We start from the raw sequence: 17,806 nt of genomic DNA on the forward strand, positions 1-17,806 counted from the left end.
ACTAGCGGGCGATTCCATCGCTTACGCATCAGTTCGCTCTTAGCGAGGAGAGTTAAGCAGCATGGCTCAAATGAATATGAAAGAAGCGATTCGCGACGCAATGCGCGTTGAGCTGAAACGCGATCCTAACGTTATTCTGTTTGGTGAAGACGTTGGTAAAGTCGGCGGCGTGTTCCGCGCGACGGAAGGCTTGCAAGGGGAATTCGGAGAAACTCGCGTATTTGATACGCCGCTTGCGGAATCCGCGATCGGCGGTCTGGCTGTCGGTCTCGGTACGCAAGGTTTCCGTCCGATTGCCGAAATTCAGTTCGTTGGTTTTATTTATGAAGCATTGGATCAAATGTTCGTACAAGCGGCTCGGATGCGTTTCCGTTCCGGCGGACGTTACCATGCTCCAATCGTATTTCGCACTCCGTTCGGCGGCGGCGTTAAGGCTGCGGAATTGCATACGGATTCCTTGGAAGGCTTGGCTATTCAGACTCCGGGAATCAAAGTCGTCATTCCGTCTAACCCATACGATGCCAAAGGACTTATGATTTCGGCTATCCGCGATAATGATCCAGTATTCTTCATGGAGCATTTGAACTTGTACCATGCGTTCCGCGACGAGGTGCCTGAGGGCGAGTACACGGTACCTATCGGTAAAGCTAAAGTCGTTCGCGAAGGTAAAGACATTACGATCCTTACTTACGGCTTAATGGTTCACACTTCTCTGAAAGCTGCGGAAGAGCTTGAGAAGAACGGTATATCCGCCGAAGTGATCGACTTGCGTACGTTGCTTCCGCTTGATATCGATACGATCGTTGCATCGATTCAGAAAACAAACCGGGCTATCGTCGTTCAAGAAGCGCAAAAAACTTCGGGAGCGGCAGCGGAAATCATTGCCCAAATCAACGAAAAAGCTATCTTGCACTTGGAAGCACCGGTGCTTCGTTGCGCAGGTCCTGATACCGTGTATCCGTTCGCGCAAATCGAGGATGCATGGTTGCCTTCGATCGCACGTATCGTGAAAACCGCAAATCAGGTTCTTCAGTTCTAATTGAGGAGGTTTCCGTGTGACTAGATTCGAATATCGGTTCCCGGAGCTCGGCGAAGGATTGCATGAAGGCGAAATCGTCAAAATGCTAATCGCGCCGGGACAGACGGTGACAGACGAAGATATAATTATGGAAGTACAGAATGACAAGGCGATCGTAGAGGTTCCTTGTCCCGTTAACGGGAAAGTCGTTGAAGTACGCGCTAAAGACGGACAGGTTATGCATGTAGGCGAAGTGGTTGCCATCATTGAAGCGGAAGGCGACGTTCCTGATCAAGGGCCTTCTACTGAAGATCATGCTCCACCGGCAAGCGTTGGCGGCGCGGATACGCAAGGCCAACCGGCTCAACAGCCTGCTGTTGCACCTGCGGCACCGGTTGCGGCAGCTCCAGCTAATCAAGCTTCCGGCGGTATCGTGCTGGCAACGCCTAGCGTTCGCAAGCTCGCACGCGAGAAGGGGATTGCCATCTCCGAAGTGTCCGGCAGCGGCAAGAACGGCCGTATTACCCGCGACGACGTACTCGGATTCGTATCCGGCGGCGCATCGAAAGCGGCGGAAGCTACATCGGCATCCGAAGCGACTGCACCGGCAAGCGCAGCAGCCCCGAAAGCAGTCGTATCCGTAAGCGGACCTGGCGTCGAAGAACGCGTTCCGTTCAAAGGCATTCGCAAAGCGATTGCTAACGCAATGGTTAAATCCGTGTACACCGCACCGCATGTTACATTGATGGATGAAGTGGACGTTTCCGGCCTTGTCGCGCTGCGCACAAGAGCTAAACCAGTTGCCGAGAAAAAAGGCGTTAAGCTGACGTACTTGCCGTTCATCGTTAAAGCGCTCGTAGCGGCTTGCCGTGAATTCCCAGCGCTTAATGCAACGATTGACGAAGCGGCTAACGAGATCGTCTATAAGAAATACTACAATATCGGTATCGCAACCGACACGGACAATGGCTTGATCGTTCCTGTCATCTTCGATGCGGACCGCAAAAACGTGTGGTCCGTCGCTAACGAAATTCGCGATCTTGCAACACGCGGACGTGACGGTAAATTGACGGCGAATGAACTCAAAGGCAGCACGATCTCGATCACGAACATCGGTTCCGCTGGCGGCATGTTTTTCACGCCTGTCATTAACTTCCCAGAGGTTGCTATTCTAGGAACAGGCCGCATCACTGAGAAAGCCGTCGTTAAGAACGGCGAAATCGTGGCTGCTCCTGTAATGGCGTTGTCCCTTAGCTTTGATCACCGCATCATCGACGGCGCTACGGCGCAAAATTTCTTAAACTACATTAAACAGCTGCTCAGCGATCCTGAACTGCTTGTTATGGAGGTGTAATCCATGGTCGTAGGAGACGCTTCTCTAGACATCGACTTGTTAGTTGTTGGTGCTGGACCTGGCGGTTACGTAGCCGCTATCCGTGCCGCCCAATTGGGACAGAAAGTCATTATCGCAGACAAAGCCAAATTCGGCGGCGTTTGCTTGAACGTAGGTTGTATTCCTTCCAAAGCGCTCATTAACTCCGCTCACCATTACGAGTCGATGCTTCATGCATCGGACTTCGGATTGTCGGCTGAGAAAGTCGGCGTGGATTTCGGTAAAGTGCAAGAGTACAAATCATCCGTCGTCAATAAAATGACAGGCGGCGTGGAAATGCTGCTGAAAGCGAACAAAGTGGAAATGTTCAACGGTGAAGTCATGTTCATCAATGAGAACGAAGCCCGTTTGTTCAACGATCAGGAAGCGCCGCGTTACCGTTTCAAGAACTGCATCATCGCGACGGGTTCCCGTCCGATCGAATTGAAGCCGTTCCCGTTCGGAGGACGTATTCTGTCTTCCACGGAAGCGCTCAGCTTGCCGGAATTGCCGAAAAGCCTGATCGTCATCGGCGGCGGTTATATCGGTATCGAGCTTGGTCAAATGTATTCCAAATTCGGAACGAAGGTAACCGTGCTTGAAGGTGCGGATACGATTCTTCCGGGCTTCGATAAAGACATGAGCCAATTGGTCGTTAAGAAGCTTAAGAAATCCAACGTCGATATCGTCAACGGAGCTTTGGCCAAAGGCGCCGAGCAAACGGACAAAGACGTTACCGTTACTTATGAGGTTGGCGGAGAGCAGAAGTCGGTTACGGCCGATTACTTGCTCGTTACCGTTGGCCGCCGTCCGAATACGGACGGAGAGCTCGGGCTTGATCTCATCGGCGTTAAAGTCGGCGAGCGCGGGCTGATCGAAGTAGATGATCAATGCCGCACGAACATCAAGCACATCTTCGCAATCGGAGACATCGTTCCTGGCGCTGCTCTTGCGCACAAAGCTTCCTACGAAGCTAAAGTCGCTGCGGAAGCGATTGCCGGATTGCCTTCGAAAGTGGATTACAAATGTATTCCTGCGGTCGCGTTCTCCGATCCTGAATGCGCAAGCGTTGGTTACACGGAGAAGGAAGCGAAGGAAAAAGGCCACAAAGCGAAGTCCAGCAAATTCCCGTTCGGCGGTAATGGCCGTGCGGTTACGCTGAACGGAGCGGACGGCTTCTTGAAAATCATTCATGACGTGGATACGGGCTTGGTACTCGGCGCGCAAATCGCCGGCGTAGAAGCTTCCAACATGATTGCCGAGCTTGGTCTGGCTATTGAGATGGGTGCTACGATCGAAGACATCGCTCTTACGATCCATGCGCATCCAACGCTAGCCGAGATCACGATGGATGCGGCTGAACTCGCTATGGGTCACCCGATCCATACGATAGCTCCTAAATCCTAATTCGAATCCATACAACCTTTATGGAGGCTTCACGAGTAATCGTGGTTTGCCTTCATAAAGGTTTATTTTATATCATTAATTAAATCTCCTAACTGTTCATGAATAGAGTATGACGTCATATGATCCAATAAGAGGGGGGCGGCGTATGAGTGACGATGCTAGACCGGTGAGTCGTTCGCGTTCCATCATGACGGAGCTCGTGTTTCCGACGGATACGAACCATCACGGTACGATGTTCGGCGGCACGTTAATGAAATATATCGACAAAATTTCCGCGATATCCGCAATGAGGCATTGCGGCAAACCCGTCGTAACGGCCTCTACGGATAGCCTCGATTTCTTGGCTCCTATCCGGATGGGAGAAGCGGTAGAACTAGAAGCCTTCGTCACTTCGACGAATCGCACTTCCATGGAGGTATACGTCGTTGTAAGGGCGGAAAATTTGTTCACGGGTGAGCGCAGAGTAACTTGTACTGCTTTCTCGACATTCGTCGCCGTGGACGAGAACGGGAAGCCAAGCTCGGTACCACCCGTCTTTCCGGAAAATGACGCCGAGCGAAAGTTGTTCGACAGCGCGGGAGAACGTTTCGATCTCCGTAAGAAACGGCGCTCCCAGCGCTTCTCGTCGACAGAATGACGACCCGAATGGTACAATAAACAACAAAATGCTACGTTGAGGTGTGTTTTCCTTGCGCAATTATTTAGATTTGCTTCAAGAAGTGTTGGACAACGGTGTGAAGAAGGAAGACCGGACGGGGACAGGGACAATATCCGTGTTCGGCAGACAGCTAAGGTTTGATTTATCGAAAGGCTTCCCGCTCGTGACGACGAAACGGATTCATTTGAAATCGGTCGTACATGAGCTGCTGTGGTTTTTAAGAGGCGATACGAACATCCACTACCTGAAAGAGCACGGCGTACGGATATGGGACGAATGGGCCGACGAGAACGGCGATTTAGGCCCCGTGTACGGCTCGCAATGGCGTGCCTGGGAGACGCCTGACGGACGGACGGTCGATCAGATTCAACAAGTCGTAGATGGAATTAAGAAGAACCCCGATTCCCGCAGACACCTGGTGAGCGCATGGAACGTCGCCGTGATCGACGAGATGAAGTTGCCTCCTTGTCATTTTGTGTTCCAGTTCTATGTTGCGGGCGGAAAGTTGTCATGTATGCTTACGATGCGATCCGTCGATACGTTCCTTGGGTTGCCTTTTAATATCGCTTCCTATGCTTTGCTTACCCACATGATTGCGCAGCAATGCGATCTGGAGGTTGGAGAGTTCGTCTGGTCGGGCGGAGACGTTCATATCTACAGCAACCATCTGGAGCAGGTGAAGCTGCAATTAACCCGTGATCCATTACCGTTGCCTAAGTTGAACATTTTACGTAAACCGGATTCTATTTTTGATTATACGTTCGAAGATTTCGAGTTTGCGGAGTATGAGCATCATCCGGCGATTAAAGCGACCGTTGCCGTATAACCTATCTACTAATCGCTTCTTCCGCAATGCGGGCGGAGCGGTTTTTTTATTTGCGATAAAATCGAAAATCACTCAAACCGTAATTCGATTACTTCCGTTAGCTTAGATGTTGAACCTCATTCCGGAAGGGGATAGATTGCGAATGAAGAGATGGGTAGTATCACTTGGATTGGCTTTGAGTTTAACTGTTGTTTCTCTATCGGCATTCGCCGCGGAAGAACAGTCAGGGGTTGGGACAGAAATCGCTGCCGCGCGTACGACGACCGCTGTGAAAGCAGTCGAAGAGATGGGAGTACTTAGGGGAGACGGGCAAGGTGTAACGGAGGCGTATCTGAACCAAACGACGACGCGCCTTCAAGCGGCGATTCTGTTGCTTAGGCTTATGGGCAAAGAACATGAGGCGCTCGAATATGAGGGTGAGGGATCTTTCGCGGATGCGGACAAAGCCGGCAAAGCAAGCCAGTCGGTTCTTGCCTTTTTGAAAAATCACCCCGAATATGGTTGGGGCGGAACGGGATCCGGGAACTTCGAGCCGATGGCCGCCATTACGGCGCAACAGCTATACAAGGTGATGCTGGAGTCGCTTGGATATCATTCAGGAGCAGACTACGCCTATAAGGACACATTGACGTTCGCCGCCGCTCAGGGGTTGTTCCGCGCGTCTGAAGTTTCTCCGTTTAAGAACCGCGATCTAGCGGTCGCTCTAACGGAAACGCTTCAGGCGATGCCTAAAGGTGCTACTCACACGTTGCTCCAAGAGCTCGTCGATAAGAAGGTCGTATCCGCAGAGTATGCGAATGCGCTGAATGGACAACGGGTAGACATCCATCAGACCTCTGAAGGCATTTCGTACTTAACGGACGGTAAAGGAATGGCTCTATATCTATTCACCAAGGACATGGCCGATCTGAGTACGTGCCAAGGCGATTGTTTGAAGAACTGGCCGGTATTCTACTCGGATCGGTTACTTCTGCCGGAAGGACTGGATGCCAAAGCTTTCGGTGTATCCATTCGGAAGGATGAAGTGAAGCAGCTAACGTATCAAGGATGGCCGCTCTATTATTTTCTCAAGGATACGAAGGCAGGGGACGTGAACGGAGAAGGCGTGGGCGACGTCTGGTTCCTCATCAAGCAACCGTTCTACACGATTGGCTTAGGTACGGAGGCTAAATTAGGTAATTATTTGGTCGACAGCGTCGGTGCAAGCTTATATTATTTTGACAAGGACACTATGGGCGCAAGCGTATGCGAGGGAGATTGCCTGGCGAAGTGGCCGGCCTTCCATGCGGATTCGATTATCGTTCCTAAAGGGTTAAAGACAGAAGATTTCGGAGAGATCACGCGGACGGACGGATTGAAGCAATCGACCTTCAAAGGTTATCCGCTTTATTATTTCTTTCAGGATGCCAAACGTGGGGAACTAAAAGGGCAATCGGCGGGGGATGTATGGTTTGTCGTGAACCCGGCTACGTTCGTCGGAACGACGGCGAGCAAAAAGGCGCCCGCTCCCGTAACCGAGAAAGTAACGATTGAGATGAAAGAGTTCTCTTTTACGCCGACGGAGCTTACGGTTAAAGCGGGTACGACCATCGAGTTCATCAACAGGGACGATATGAAGCACAACGCGGTAGCGGTGGACGGTTCGTTTAAGACCGAACTACTAAGCAAGGGCCAATCCGCGACGATTAAGCTAGATAAACCTGGCGTATACGACTACTACTGCGAACCGCATAAATCTTTCATGAAAGGAAAGATAATCGTCCAATGAACTTACGGCACAAGAGTTACTTAACCGTGTTTACGGTACTCATTCTGGCGTTTGCCTTGACGGCGTGCGGATCCTCTAACAAGGAAGGCAGCGACGCATCCGTTGAAGCTTCCGCATCCGCAGATGTATCTGAATCAGCATCGTCTTCGATTGATACGTCTTCCTCTTCGCCTTCGGTTTCTGTTGAGCAGGGCGAGGAGCCGTCCGAAACAAAGGAATCGACAAGCGGATCGCCAACGCCAAGCGCTGCCGCATCCTCATCAGAGTCACACGTACACGAATCCGCGGCACCTTCGGAAACACCGTCTGAATCGTCTTCCGAACAACCGGTACGCGAATCGGAAAACTCTGAGATGGAGATTGTCATCGAGATCAAGGATTTCGCTTTTACTCCGGCGGAGATCACGATCCCCAAAGGGAGCACGGTAACGTTCATCAACAGGGACAAAGTAAAGCATACGGCAACCGCGGATGAAGGAGAGTTCGACACCGGGCTGTTCGGGAAAGACGTTTCGAAGGAAGTGAAGTTCGACGATGCGGGAACGTTTGCCTATTATTGCGCTCCCCATCCAGGGATGACGGGAACGATCACCGTAGAGGACAAATAGAGGAGTAGGGCGGGAGAAGGTTCTCGCCCTGCTGTTCGCGGATAAGGAGAACGGTCCAGATGCCTAACCGGTCGGATGGAGAATTAATGCGGCAAATCCGCGAAGGGCGGAGCGATGCGCTGGAACAGTTATACGATCGGCATGCGCGGCTAGTTTACTCTTTCGCCGTCCGGTTTTCCGGAAACGAGACGTTATCGCGCGAAATCGTACAGCTTGTTTACGCGCGCCTATGGTCGACGAAAGCGGAATACGATTCGGGTAGAGGGGCATTCACGAGCTGGCTTCTGACGATGACAAGGAATATTTCCATCGATGTCTTGCGGCGAGAACGCAGGCATCAGGGTATGGTTTCTATAGATCAACTGAATGAAATGCAAGGCGTCGCCGATGACCCGGAGTCCATTGTCCTGCAGAGCGACCAGCGTAGGTTGATCGCTTCGACTTCCAGGCGTTTAAGCGAACCGCAGCAGAGAGTCATCGAATTGTTGTATTGGAAAGGCTATACGCTTCAAGAAATTGCGGAGATGGGCGGAGAACCTGTCGGTACGGTTAAAAGCCGACTTCATCAGGCGCTCAAAACGCTTCGTCGGCATCTCCAGGGTTTGAGGGAGGAACATTGAGCGATGGACAACCGGGAAACGTCACCCTGCGAGGGATTAATTGAATATTTAACGGGCGAAGGCCTGGAAATGCAGCGGAAAAGGTTCGAAAGACATTTGACGAGCTGTTCCACATGCCAAGAAGAAGCGATTTTATGGCACGAAGTATGGGATCGCCTAGCCGACGATATGGATTTGAGAGACTTGCCAGCAGATTTGAAGGACGAAGTCTTAGGTCCTTTAATCGAGAAGGAAAATGCTGAGCCAAAGTCGATGAAGAGACGCACGGCATCCCTATTCGAATCCCGTATTGTGCGATTGGGAGCAGCCAGTGCCCTCATCATTATCGTGTTTTTGTCCGGATGGCTTATGAAGGACTTGCAGATTCAGTCAATCGGGAAGGAAACGTCCATTGAAACACCGTCAAGCATAGAGACGTTGTTTCAATTGAATGCGGAAAGAAGCAACGGCAAGTTTAATGACAGTAAGCATGCTTATGGAGTCGCCTGCCTTGTTCGTTCCGACGACGATGAACGGCTTGTCGTATATGTGTTCGGCTCTCCGCAGACGCGCGACGGTGAAGCGTACCAGGTATGGCTTTGGAAAGGCGGCAAGCGCACGAGTGCAGGCACCTTTACGGTCGGAAGCTCTGGTATCGGAATCATGACACTTCCACTGTCGCATGGTATTAAAGATATCGATGCGGTTGGCGTGACATTGGAACCCGATAGCCATTCGACCATACCGCGAGGTCCGAAGATGTTCGGTTCAACGCCGCAATCTTCGTCGGGAGAAGTTTGATTCTGACAAATCTTCGTTAATACGCTCAAGTAGGCAGTGACTTTGGCGTATGATATACTATTTAAACCTACAAACTACAAATTCTCCTATAAAGGAATGTTACGATGACTGTTACATTAATTGCCGCGGTTGCGTCTAACGGGACTATAGGCATCGATAACCAATTGCCATGGCGTTTGCCTGCAGATATGAAATATTTCAAGCAGAACACGATCGGAAAACCCGTATTGATGGGTCGCAAAACCTACGAATCTTTAGGCCGTCCGTTGAAGGATCGGACTAATGTAATCTTGTCGCGCACGCTCCAGCAAGCGCCTGAAGGCTGCGAGTTAGTCAGTTCGATAGAAGAAGCAATCGCCAAATACAACGACGTTGAGTTGATGGTCATCGGCGGCGCGGATATTTATGCGCAGATGCTAGAGCAGGCGGACAGATTGCAATTGACCGAAATCGGGCAGCCTTTCGAGGGCGATGCTTTCTTCCCTGAATACGATAAACGGGAATGGAAGCTGATTTCACGTGAGGAAGGATTACAAGACAATAACAACCAACTTCCTTATGCATTTTGCGTTTATGAGCGCCAAGTGACGAAATAGTACAAACAATATTACGGATAATCTATTCTGACATTGGATTACTTTTGTTAGGATGATCTATCATCAACATTCATTTTGTTCTATACGCATGCAAACGAAATTCCGACAGATGGAGGTAAAGAAGATGTCGACGCCTACGGGTTTTATGGAATATAAACGGGAGCTGCCAAGCGACCGCGATCCGTTGGAGCGCATCAAGGACTGGAATGAATTCCACCGGATGTTCTCTGAGGAGCAGTTGCGCACGCAAGGCGCACGTTGCATGGATTGCGGAACCCCTTATTGCCATACTGGAATGGAAATCGGAGGCAGCGTCTCCGGTTGCCCGGTTAACAACTTGATTCCGGAATGGAATAGCCTCATCTATCGCGGGCTTTGGAGAGAAGCTTATGAACGTCTTAACAAGACGAATAACTTTCCCGAATTTACCGGACGCGTATGCCCGGCGCCTTGCGAAGGTTCCTGTACGGTGGGTTTGATCGGTGACGCGGTTACGATCAAGACGATTGAACAAGCGATTATCGATCGTGCTTTCGAGGAAGGTTGGGTCGTACCGCAGCCGCCTAAGAAGCGCACGGGCAAGAAAGTTGCTGTCGTAGGTTCGGGTCCTGCTGGTCTTGCGACTGCGGCTCAGTTGAACAAAGCTGGCCACACCGTAACGGTATACGAAAGAGCAGATCGCGCTGGCGGACTGTTGACCTACGGTATACCTTCCATGAAGCTGGAGAAGAACATCGTTCAACGCCGCGTAGATTTGCTCGCCGCGGAAGGAATTGAGTTTGTCGTCAACACGGAAATCGGCAAAGACATTTCTTCGCAGGAGCTGCTGAAGCAATTCGACGCTGTCGTCTTGTGCGGTGGAGCTACGAAAGCGCGTCCGATCGGCAACGTGGAAGGCCATGAGCTCAAAGGGATTCATCAAGCGATGGATTATTTGAACAGCACGATCAAGAGCTATCTCGACAACGGTCTGCAAGAAGGAACTTATATTTCCGGGAAAAATAAGAACGTCATCGTCATCGGCGGCGGAGACACGGGAACGGACTGTGTAGCGACTGCTTTGCGTCATGGTTGCGCAAGCGTCACGCAATTCGGTACGCACTCTAAAGCTCCCCTGGAGCGCGATGCGGCTAATAATCCTTGGCCGGAATATCCGAATGTCTACACCCTCGATTATGCACACGAGGAAGCGAAGGCTTTGTATGGCGAAGATCCGCGTGCATTCTCCGTGCTGACGAAAAAATTCGTCGGAGACGAGAACGGCAACGTGAAGGAGCTTCACACGGTACAAATTCGCCGTTACGTGGACGAGCAGGGACGTAAAATCTACGAAGAGATTCCGGGTACCGAAAAAAAATGGCCGGCAGATCTCGTCCTCGTTGCCGTTGGATTCGAAGGGCCGGAGCGTATGATCATCGATCAATTGGAGCTGGAAACGGATCGTCGCACGAACGTTAAAGCAACTTACGGCAAATATAAGACCAGCGTAGACAAAGTGTTCGCGGCGGGCGATATGAGACGCGGACAAAGCTTGATCGTCTGGGCTATCAACGAGGGCCGCGAAGCGGCTCGGGAAGTCGATAAGTTCTTGATGGGAAGCACATTGCTCCCATAAGCATTTTGGTTTAAGGTAAAGAGGTCGTTCCGAAAGCCGGGGACGGCCTCTTTAATTAGGAATTGGAAGGAGAAAAGCTATGATTCGATATGGTGACGAACAGTGGAACGAGCTCAAATTCAAGAGCTTTCAATATGAGGCGGAGAGACGGGACAGCCAATGGGTTGACGTCATGTTGGACGTGGAAACGATGGAGGATACGCCGCTGCCCGCGGATTTGATCGACTTCTCTATCATGGCGATCTGTACCCATCAAGGACATCCGATCCAGTTAGTTACGCTGGATGAAGGACTTGATTGCGAATATCAATTAACGGAAGGGGAAATTGAACAGATTAACGCTTTCGTCCGGACGGATGAAGTTAGAAGTGCCATACTTATGGTCGCTTCGACAGTCGAGTAGTAGCGTATTGGCGGATGTGAAGGCGGATGCTGACATCGATTGGTTCAATGGACAGGGCTTCCCCCAAATCTTTCCTCTGTGATACACTTGTATGACAGTCGTTAGTCGATAAGGGGGAGGGGCCAAGTCATGGATCGCGCAGCAGTGCTTTCGCCATCGGATATTAACACGATCCGTCGGTATGTACATACGAAATATGCGCCTCTCCCAGGCAATCGCCGTGCTGAGATCGTGGCGGATGCCATTCGTCGAACGCTGCAGCAGCGCTTGCCCAATGTCCCTGACGATTTGAAGAACGCTATGGTCGATAAGCTGATTTTTCGTTGTCTTGTAGGAGAACAGCGAGATGTCCAACCGGATGACGTGTTGGATCTATGCGCGGAATTACATACGGACGAAATTTCGCTTCGGGAGCAATGGCTTGAACCTATTCTGGAGTGGGCGAATGAGCGATCCCCCGGTAGGTGGAATGCAGAGCAATTGACTTCCCGATTGAATAGAAGAAAAGGACCTGCGCTGGCTGTCGTTCAAGATTTACCGGCGATACCCGAGCAGGATGCGCAGATTAACGACTCTTCCGTCTCAGTGAAGAACTGGTTTGGCCGATTGCGCAAAAAGGGTTCGACTATGGTTACGATATCGATGATCGCTTTGGTCGTTGCCGGTGCGGCGAGCATAACTTTATTGCTGAATAAGCCGGAAACCGCCATAACGGAGAGTGTTGCTCAGCCTCCAATGATCAGCGCGCCGCCTATGGCGTTACCGGATATCGGGATGCCGGAACGGCTAAAGTACGCCGAGATCGACGTGGCTACCCTGAAACAATATTTGAAAAGCAGAAATTCGATGTTGGAGAAGGAGCCTTATTTCAGCGCGATTATGGATAATGCGCGAGAATACGATATTCACCCGCATTTATTATTCGCGATAACGGGACAAGAGCAAGGTTTCGTGCCGAAGACGAGCAAAGACGCCAAAATAATCGCTAACAATCCTTTTAACGTTGGCCACAGTTGGATGGAATACAATACGGACATCCGTAATTCGGCGGGTATCGCTTCCCGTTTGATCGTGAAGCTTGCCAATAGCCGCCCTGAAGGACACGATCCGTTCGAATGGTTCAATCAGACGTACGCGGAGGACCCGCTGTGGTCGGACGGGGTCAGGAAAATATTCGATAAACTAAATAGTTTACAGCCTTCATCTTAAACAAAAGCCGGACGCGTACTGCATACAAGCAGTTCGTCCGGCATTTGTCGTTAGAAGAAAATTTAACGGGATACGGCTATCCCGATCTCGTTCAAGTATTCATGAATGGCGGGAGGGACCTGCGGCAATGCCGTTAACGTCAACAGGGCACCGCTCGGCTTGGCATCGATCGGAATGACGTTATAGGTCCATTCGGCTTCTTGCTTTAAATATACGGCGTTAATGCCGCAATGGAGGGCAGGAAGGACGTCCGTTCGAACCGAGTTGCCGATCATCCAAGTTGACGTCCGGTCGAAACCGCCGTCGGTTAAGATTTGTTCCAATGCTTCCGTGTTCTTGTGCTGGCGAACATAAATCCGCTTTTGGAAATAACGTTCCAAATTCATGCTCTCGATTTTCCGATGTTGAATGAGAGTGTCGCCCCCCGTGTAGAGATGAAGCTCGTGACCGCTATTCGCAAGCGTCTCCAATGTTTCTTCCATATTAGGGTAAGGCTCCACTTCAAGCTCGTAAACGCTGTTTCCAAGCTTCCATAGCTTATCTTCTTCTAACGAAGAGGGGGTGCGGCCGGTCAAGTTCTGGAAATGCCTGTACGTATCGATGAACGATTGAGGGAAATGCTCGCTCTTGAAGCCGAGAATTTGAACGCCGGCAATATCGATTTCCGTTTGCTTGGAGGCGATTTCCGAGCGGGAAATCCCAGCCGGACCATACCAGGTAGCCATTTCGTCGGCAAATTGGTCGAGGATGAAATGAAAATACTTGTTGCAATAGACAAGCGTATCGTCAAGGTCAAACATGATTTTTTGGCTCATAGGCTTGCTGTGCTCCTAACTCTAATGCGAATTCCGACCTCCAACAGAATATCCTCTGAAGCGGATAAAGGTGTCGGGAGCTTCGTCTAATTTTCGTGTTCATTTTTTATTATGGCGTTTGAAATAAGGTTTGTAAATGAGAGGAAAGAGGAAAACTACAAAGAAACCCTTCGATTGGCGAAGGGTAGGAGGTGATACGAATGACTAATAACAAAAGTCAGCTCGAACAGCGGAATAACATGAAAGCAAAAGACAAAGAGCAGGATATACAGGTTAATAAAATGCTGCGTTACCCGCCAAGCTTAAACGGGATCAATAAAAATTTGCCCTAAGCATATTTGACGATCTTCTCCGCAAGATTGCGTTTAATCAGACGTATACGTTGACGAACATAGAAGTCGTAGCTGCCCCCGCTTAACTCGCGGGGGTTCATTGTATTCCCTGTGTCGTTATCAATGATGACGAGCTTCCCGTCGTCGTAAAATTTGAAGGTTAAGTCTCGAGACGGTTTGGGGCCTCTAGGAGGCTCCAAGTAACGGAGATGTTCACAGTTCACCATCCATTATCCCACCTATGGAAACAAAATATAGAACGTTTGTTCTTGTTTTGATTATACCAAACATTTGTTCGTATGGCAAGCGATGGCATAATGGCTTACACTAGATTTATATTGGATTGAAGGGATAGGGCAGCTATGATCGTAATTTCAGGATTAACTCGCAAAATTCCCGATGGGAAAACGATATTGGATCATGTGAATACACGTCTTGAGCCGGGTACTTTCATTGCGGTAGTCGGTTCGAGCGGAAGCGGCAAGACGGCGTTGCTTAAGGCGCTGGCGCTTAAGGAAGTATGGACATCCGGCGAATACAAGGTCGATGGCAGAGACTTGATGGAAGCAGGGTTTATGGCCAAAATGCGATTTCGGCGTCAAATCGCTTACTTGGAACAGAAGCCTCTCTTGTACGAGAAAAAGACTGCGCTTAAGAACGTACTCATTGGGGCGTCGGAGCAAACGCCTTTATGGCGCAGAGCGACAGGTATCGTGAAGAGCGATGTACATATGGGAGCAATGGAAATGCTGGAGCAGGTCGGATTAATGGAGCGCGCCCAGCAAGCCGTGGAGAAAATGAGCGGCGGCGAACGCCAGCGGATCGCGATCGCGCGCGCCTTGGTTCATGGTGCCAAGCTTGTATTGGCGGACGAACCGGTATCGGGATTGGACCCGCATACGTCCGAAGAAATGATGAGCACGCTTAAGAAGCTATGCCATGAGCGGGGAACGACAATCGTAGCCGCTTTGCACCGCGTCGAATTGGCCGAGAAATTCGCTGATGAAATCTGGGGCATGCAGGACGGAAGGCTGGTCGTTAACATTAGAGGAAGAAGATTGACCGCTTCCGAGAAGATTCGCATTACGTAAAATCTGCCGTCCAACCGTCGCATCGATCAGATGTGGCATGAAGGACGGCAGATTTTCGTTCATGGGCGATTCATTACGGAGTCGTATCCGATTTTCCTTCCGGGCTAGCTCCATTCGCCAGATCGTGTAACGAAGTGATTTTGCCGTGAGGCTGCGGGTTCATCTTACGGCTTTTCCAGTTGCTTTCTCTGCGTCGTTTGGATGTTGTCATGCGACTCCACCTTTCGAAGTTGTGTATTACATGAGTTATCGTGGCGTTTGCTGCATGAGCTTATGCACCCCCCTAATTAAAGGATGTTGGAAGGGGAATGATTATCTTATGGAAAACGAAATCGCGACCGTATATTCGTTGTTATCGCTTAACATAGGCAAGGTTCAAATCGGTACTTACAAAGGAAAAGAAGCAAAGTCGGGTATCGGCAAAAGCAAGGTTGATCACTCTATTGCGCTTACGGAGCATGGATTTGTCGGTGATGAGCAAGCGGACCTCGTCAACCATGGAGGACCCGACAAAGCTGTCTGCGTATACAATTACGACCATTATGCCCATTGGGAAGAGATGCTTGACCATCCTCTAGATTACGGAGCTTTCGGCGAGAATTTCACTGTTAAGCATATGAATGAACAAGAAGTTCATATCGGCGATGTATATCAGATCGGTTCAGCGGTCGTGCAGGTTAGCCAGCCGCGACAGCCTTGCTGGAAGCTGGCCATGAAGTGGGGGCTTGACGAGCTTCCTTTGCTCGTGACGAATAGCGGCTTGACCGGGTTTTATTTCCGCGTGCTTAGATCGGGCGAAGTGAAGCCTGGCGAAGAATTGAAGCTGATGCATGTACATCCTGATAAAATTACGGTTAGCGAAGCGAATAGGGTCATGCATAAGGACAAGGATGATGTTGAAGGCATTTACCGCTTGCTTGCCGTGCCCGAATTGTCCGCAAGTTGGGTGAATTCGTTAAGGAAGAGATTGGAACGGTTTGAGCAGGAAGGAAAGTAAACGTAAGATCAGGGTAGCCGAAGGGCTGCCTTTTTTTATATTCCAAAGATTACACGCGCCAAATTTTGTAGAAAATGAAAAAACTACACACGAGAACATATGTTTGGTATGATGAATAAAATATATATCGTACCCATTGGAGGAAATGTGATGATTACAAGAAAACCATCGCATTACGGCGATGATACCTGTTCGTCCTATGTGATAGCCGGAGACTTCATTTTCCTAGCTCACCATAGCGGAGGTCATGAGAAGGACGATATCGAGTATCAGATGGAAGCAAGTTTCAACAATCTGAACGAAACTTTAAGGTCCGCGGGTTCTTCATTAGAACATTTGGTTCAGATCAATTTGTACTTGAAGAACGTGAAGGATTTCGGGAAAGCAAGAGATACGTTCTATAAATTTTTCCCCCATGACACTTTTCCGGCACGAATGACGACGACTACCGATTTCGTTAACCCTACATGCCTCTGCATGTTGGATGGCATAGCCTATAAGAAGAACGCATAAGTAAACTTGTAGTGGAAGTGTCGAAGTTACGCGAAGTAACGGAGTGCCTATTTGGGGCACTCCGCTTTTTGCATATCCACTAAAATCAGGAGAGAACAAATGATAGGCATAACGCAGGTTCGATTTTGTTGAAGCTTCGTAAAATCATTCGTTAATCCTAGTCAACTAAAAGCAATGCGTTCGGTCTAGGAACATATAATGGGAAAGGGAGGCGATGGAACGTGAACACGGCGCAGCGACTGGGATACGGGAAAGAGGAAAAATTGCTCATTGTTAACGCGGATGATTTCGGGCTATGCCGCAGCGTGAACGAGACAGTCATTAGACTGCTGTCGGATAAAGCGATTTGCTCCACTACCGTCATGATGAACTGCTCCTGGTCAGCCGATGCGATAACCCTTATTCAAGAAGCTCTCCCTAATGCGGATATAGGGGTCCATTGGACATTGACCAGCGAGTGGACGAAATACAAGTGGGGTCCGATAGCCAGGAATCGTTCTATGAGTAGCCTGACCTGTCCAGTCGGCTGGTTCCCGGAGACGATCGAAGAAGTGGAACGGAGGGCCGATCCTGAAGAAGTGCGCCACGAGTTGATCGCTCAGACGGAAGCGGCGCTTAGATCCGGACTGGCTCTGACTCATGCCGATAACCATATGGGCAGTTTATACGGATTTCACTTGGGGAAGGATCTGCTTCCGATCGTGTTCGATATTTGTTCTCGTTATCAATTGCCTTTTAGATTACCTAGACGTCTGCTCCCTGTCGGAGGGCGGATGATTCCGACGGAATTGAACGATCGCGCCAAAGCTAGGGTGCGCCTGGCCGAGGACAGAGGGATCGTGCTCCCCGATTATGTGCTCGGGCCGGAGTACGTTCTAAATACCGACGAGACGTATGCTTCCGTTAAAGCGGAAGGCATAGGGCTCATTCGCGGTTTATTGCCGGGCGTAACGGAATGGATCTCGCATCCTGCGAGTCCGACGGATGAGCTGCGCGCGTTTCACGGTCATCCCGACAAACGGGGAATGGAAGTCGATTTCTGGCAAGATGAAGAAGTGTGGGAAATTCTGCTCAAGGAACAGGTTAGGCTTATCGGCTGGAAGGAGCTGCAACAGCTGCAAGCGAGCTTGTCCGCGTAAGACGAGAGCATTTTATGGCGTATTTTCACATTCGTGGAA

The 17,806-nt window shown here is 50.1% G+C and carries 21 protein-coding genes; 18 read left to right on the forward strand and 3 right to left on the reverse strand.

Annotated features, from left to right (window positions below; translation table 11 throughout):
• Positions 1–61 precede the first annotated feature (61 nt).
• From L3D05_RS02965 to L3D05_RS03025, 13 genes are all read left to right on the forward strand, one after another.
• Positions 62–1,039 carry an alpha-ketoacid dehydrogenase subunit beta gene (locus L3D05_RS02965; RefSeq protein ID WP_239614413.1) on the forward strand — a complete coding sequence of 326 codons (978 nt, stop codon included), beginning with the start codon at positions 62–64 and terminating at the stop codon, positions 1,037–1,039.
• 16 nt (positions 1,040–1,055) lie between these two features.
• On the forward strand, positions 1,056–2,372 hold the full coding sequence (locus L3D05_RS02970; RefSeq protein WP_239614415.1) for a dihydrolipoamide acetyltransferase family protein: 1,317 nt from the start codon (positions 1,056–1,058) through the stop codon (positions 2,370–2,372).
• A 3-nt stretch (positions 2,373–2,375) separates the two neighbouring features.
• Complete coding sequence (lpdA, locus tag L3D05_RS02975) at positions 2,376–3,797, forward strand: dihydrolipoyl dehydrogenase (protein ID WP_239614417.1); 1,422 nt, start codon at positions 2,376–2,378, stop codon at positions 3,795–3,797.
• A gap of 145 nt (positions 3,798–3,942) precedes the next feature.
• Entirely contained in the window at positions 3,943–4,434 is a 492-nt protein-coding gene (locus L3D05_RS02980; RefSeq protein WP_239614419.1) for an acyl-CoA thioesterase, read from the forward strand.
• A 52-nt stretch (positions 4,435–4,486) separates the two neighbouring features.
• Positions 4,487–5,281: a thymidylate synthase gene (gene thyA / locus L3D05_RS02985; protein WP_239614421.1), complete on the forward strand. Its 795-nt coding sequence runs from the start codon at positions 4,487–4,489 to the stop codon at positions 5,279–5,281.
• A gap of 142 nt (positions 5,282–5,423) precedes the next feature.
• Positions 5,424–7,049, forward strand: coding sequence for a plastocyanin/azurin family copper-binding protein (locus L3D05_RS02990; protein ID WP_239614423.1), 1,626 nt, complete (start codon positions 5,424–5,426; stop codon positions 7,047–7,049).
• A complete protein-coding gene (locus L3D05_RS02995; RefSeq protein ID WP_239614425.1) occupies positions 7,046–7,657 on the forward strand; it encodes a cupredoxin domain-containing protein in 612 nt (203 codons plus the stop codon). The genes L3D05_RS02990 and L3D05_RS02995 overlap by 4 nt, the downstream gene beginning before the upstream one ends.
• A gap of 59 nt (positions 7,658–7,716) precedes the next feature.
• Positions 7,717–8,277 (forward strand): RNA polymerase sigma factor, encoded by a 561-nt coding sequence (locus tag L3D05_RS03000; RefSeq protein WP_239614427.1) that lies wholly within the window; start codon positions 7,717–7,719, stop codon positions 8,275–8,277.
• A gap of 3 nt (positions 8,278–8,280) precedes the next feature.
• A complete protein-coding gene (locus tag L3D05_RS03005; RefSeq protein WP_239614428.1) occupies positions 8,281–9,057 on the forward strand; it encodes an anti-sigma factor in 777 nt (258 codons plus the stop codon).
• Positions 9,058–9,161: 104 nt separating this feature from the next.
• Entirely contained in the window at positions 9,162–9,653 is a 492-nt protein-coding gene (locus L3D05_RS03010) for a dihydrofolate reductase (RefSeq protein ID WP_239614430.1), read from the forward strand.
• Between the two features lie 124 nt (positions 9,654–9,777).
• Positions 9,778–11,268, forward strand: a complete 1,491-nt coding sequence (locus L3D05_RS03015; protein WP_239614431.1) for a glutamate synthase subunit beta — start codon at positions 9,778–9,780, stop codon at positions 11,266–11,268.
• Between the two features lie 79 nt (positions 11,269–11,347).
• Entirely contained in the window at positions 11,348–11,671 is a 324-nt protein-coding gene (locus L3D05_RS03020) for a hypothetical protein (protein WP_239614432.1), read from the forward strand.
• 129 nt (positions 11,672–11,800) lie between these two features.
• The gene (locus L3D05_RS03025) at positions 11,801–12,880 is read left to right on the forward strand and encodes a hypothetical protein (RefSeq protein ID WP_239614434.1); all 1,080 of its coding nucleotides are present in this window, start codon (positions 11,801–11,803) and stop codon (positions 12,878–12,880) included.
• A gap of 62 nt (positions 12,881–12,942) precedes the next feature.
• Here the strand turns inward: L3D05_RS03025 and L3D05_RS03030 are convergent, their stop codons facing one another.
• Positions 12,943–13,695, reverse strand: a complete 753-nt coding sequence (locus L3D05_RS03030; protein ID WP_239614436.1) for an HAD family hydrolase — start codon at positions 13,693–13,695, stop codon at positions 12,943–12,945.
• Between the two features lie 200 nt (positions 13,696–13,895).
• Between L3D05_RS03030 and L3D05_RS26370 the strand changes: the two genes are divergently transcribed.
• On the forward strand, positions 13,896–14,027 hold the full coding sequence (locus L3D05_RS26370; RefSeq protein ID WP_255807202.1) for a hypothetical protein: 132 nt from the start codon (positions 13,896–13,898) through the stop codon (positions 14,025–14,027).
• Here L3D05_RS26370 and L3D05_RS03035 read toward each other — a convergent pair.
• Positions 14,024–14,254 carry a hypothetical protein gene (locus L3D05_RS03035; RefSeq protein ID WP_239614438.1) on the reverse strand — a complete coding sequence of 77 codons (231 nt, stop codon included), beginning with the start codon at positions 14,252–14,254 and terminating at the stop codon, positions 14,024–14,026. The genes L3D05_RS26370 and L3D05_RS03035 overlap by 4 nt on opposite strands.
• A gap of 135 nt (positions 14,255–14,389) precedes the next feature.
• On the opposite strand from L3D05_RS03035, the gene L3D05_RS03040 reads away from it, so the two are divergent.
• Positions 14,390–15,118 (forward strand): phosphonate ABC transporter ATP-binding protein, encoded by a 729-nt coding sequence (locus L3D05_RS03040; protein ID WP_239614440.1) that lies wholly within the window; start codon positions 14,390–14,392, stop codon positions 15,116–15,118.
• 73 nt (positions 15,119–15,191) lie between these two features.
• Here the strand turns inward: L3D05_RS03040 and L3D05_RS03045 are convergent, their stop codons facing one another.
• Entirely contained in the window at positions 15,192–15,329 is a 138-nt protein-coding gene (locus tag L3D05_RS03045) for a DUF6254 family protein (protein WP_239614442.1), read from the reverse strand.
• 108 nt (positions 15,330–15,437) lie between these two features.
• Between L3D05_RS03045 and L3D05_RS03050 the strand changes: the two genes are divergently transcribed.
• The 3 genes from L3D05_RS03050 (at position 15,438) to L3D05_RS03060 (ending at position 17,767) form a co-directional block, all read left to right on the forward strand.
• Complete coding sequence (locus tag L3D05_RS03050; protein WP_239614444.1) at positions 15,438–16,115, forward strand: MOSC domain-containing protein; 678 nt, start codon at positions 15,438–15,440, stop codon at positions 16,113–16,115.
• A gap of 150 nt (positions 16,116–16,265) precedes the next feature.
• Entirely contained in the window at positions 16,266–16,628 is a 363-nt protein-coding gene (locus L3D05_RS03055) for a RidA family protein (protein WP_239614445.1), read from the forward strand.
• A gap of 221 nt (positions 16,629–16,849) precedes the next feature.
• Positions 16,850–17,767, forward strand: a complete 918-nt coding sequence (locus L3D05_RS03060) for a polysaccharide deacetylase family protein (RefSeq protein ID WP_239614447.1) — start codon at positions 16,850–16,852, stop codon at positions 17,765–17,767.
• The last annotated feature ends 39 nt before the right edge of the window (positions 17,768–17,806 follow it).

The organism is Cohnella mopanensis, from assembly GCF_022352055.1.
GTDB lineage: Bacteria > Bacillota > Bacilli > Paenibacillales > Paenibacillaceae > Cohnella > Cohnella mopanensis.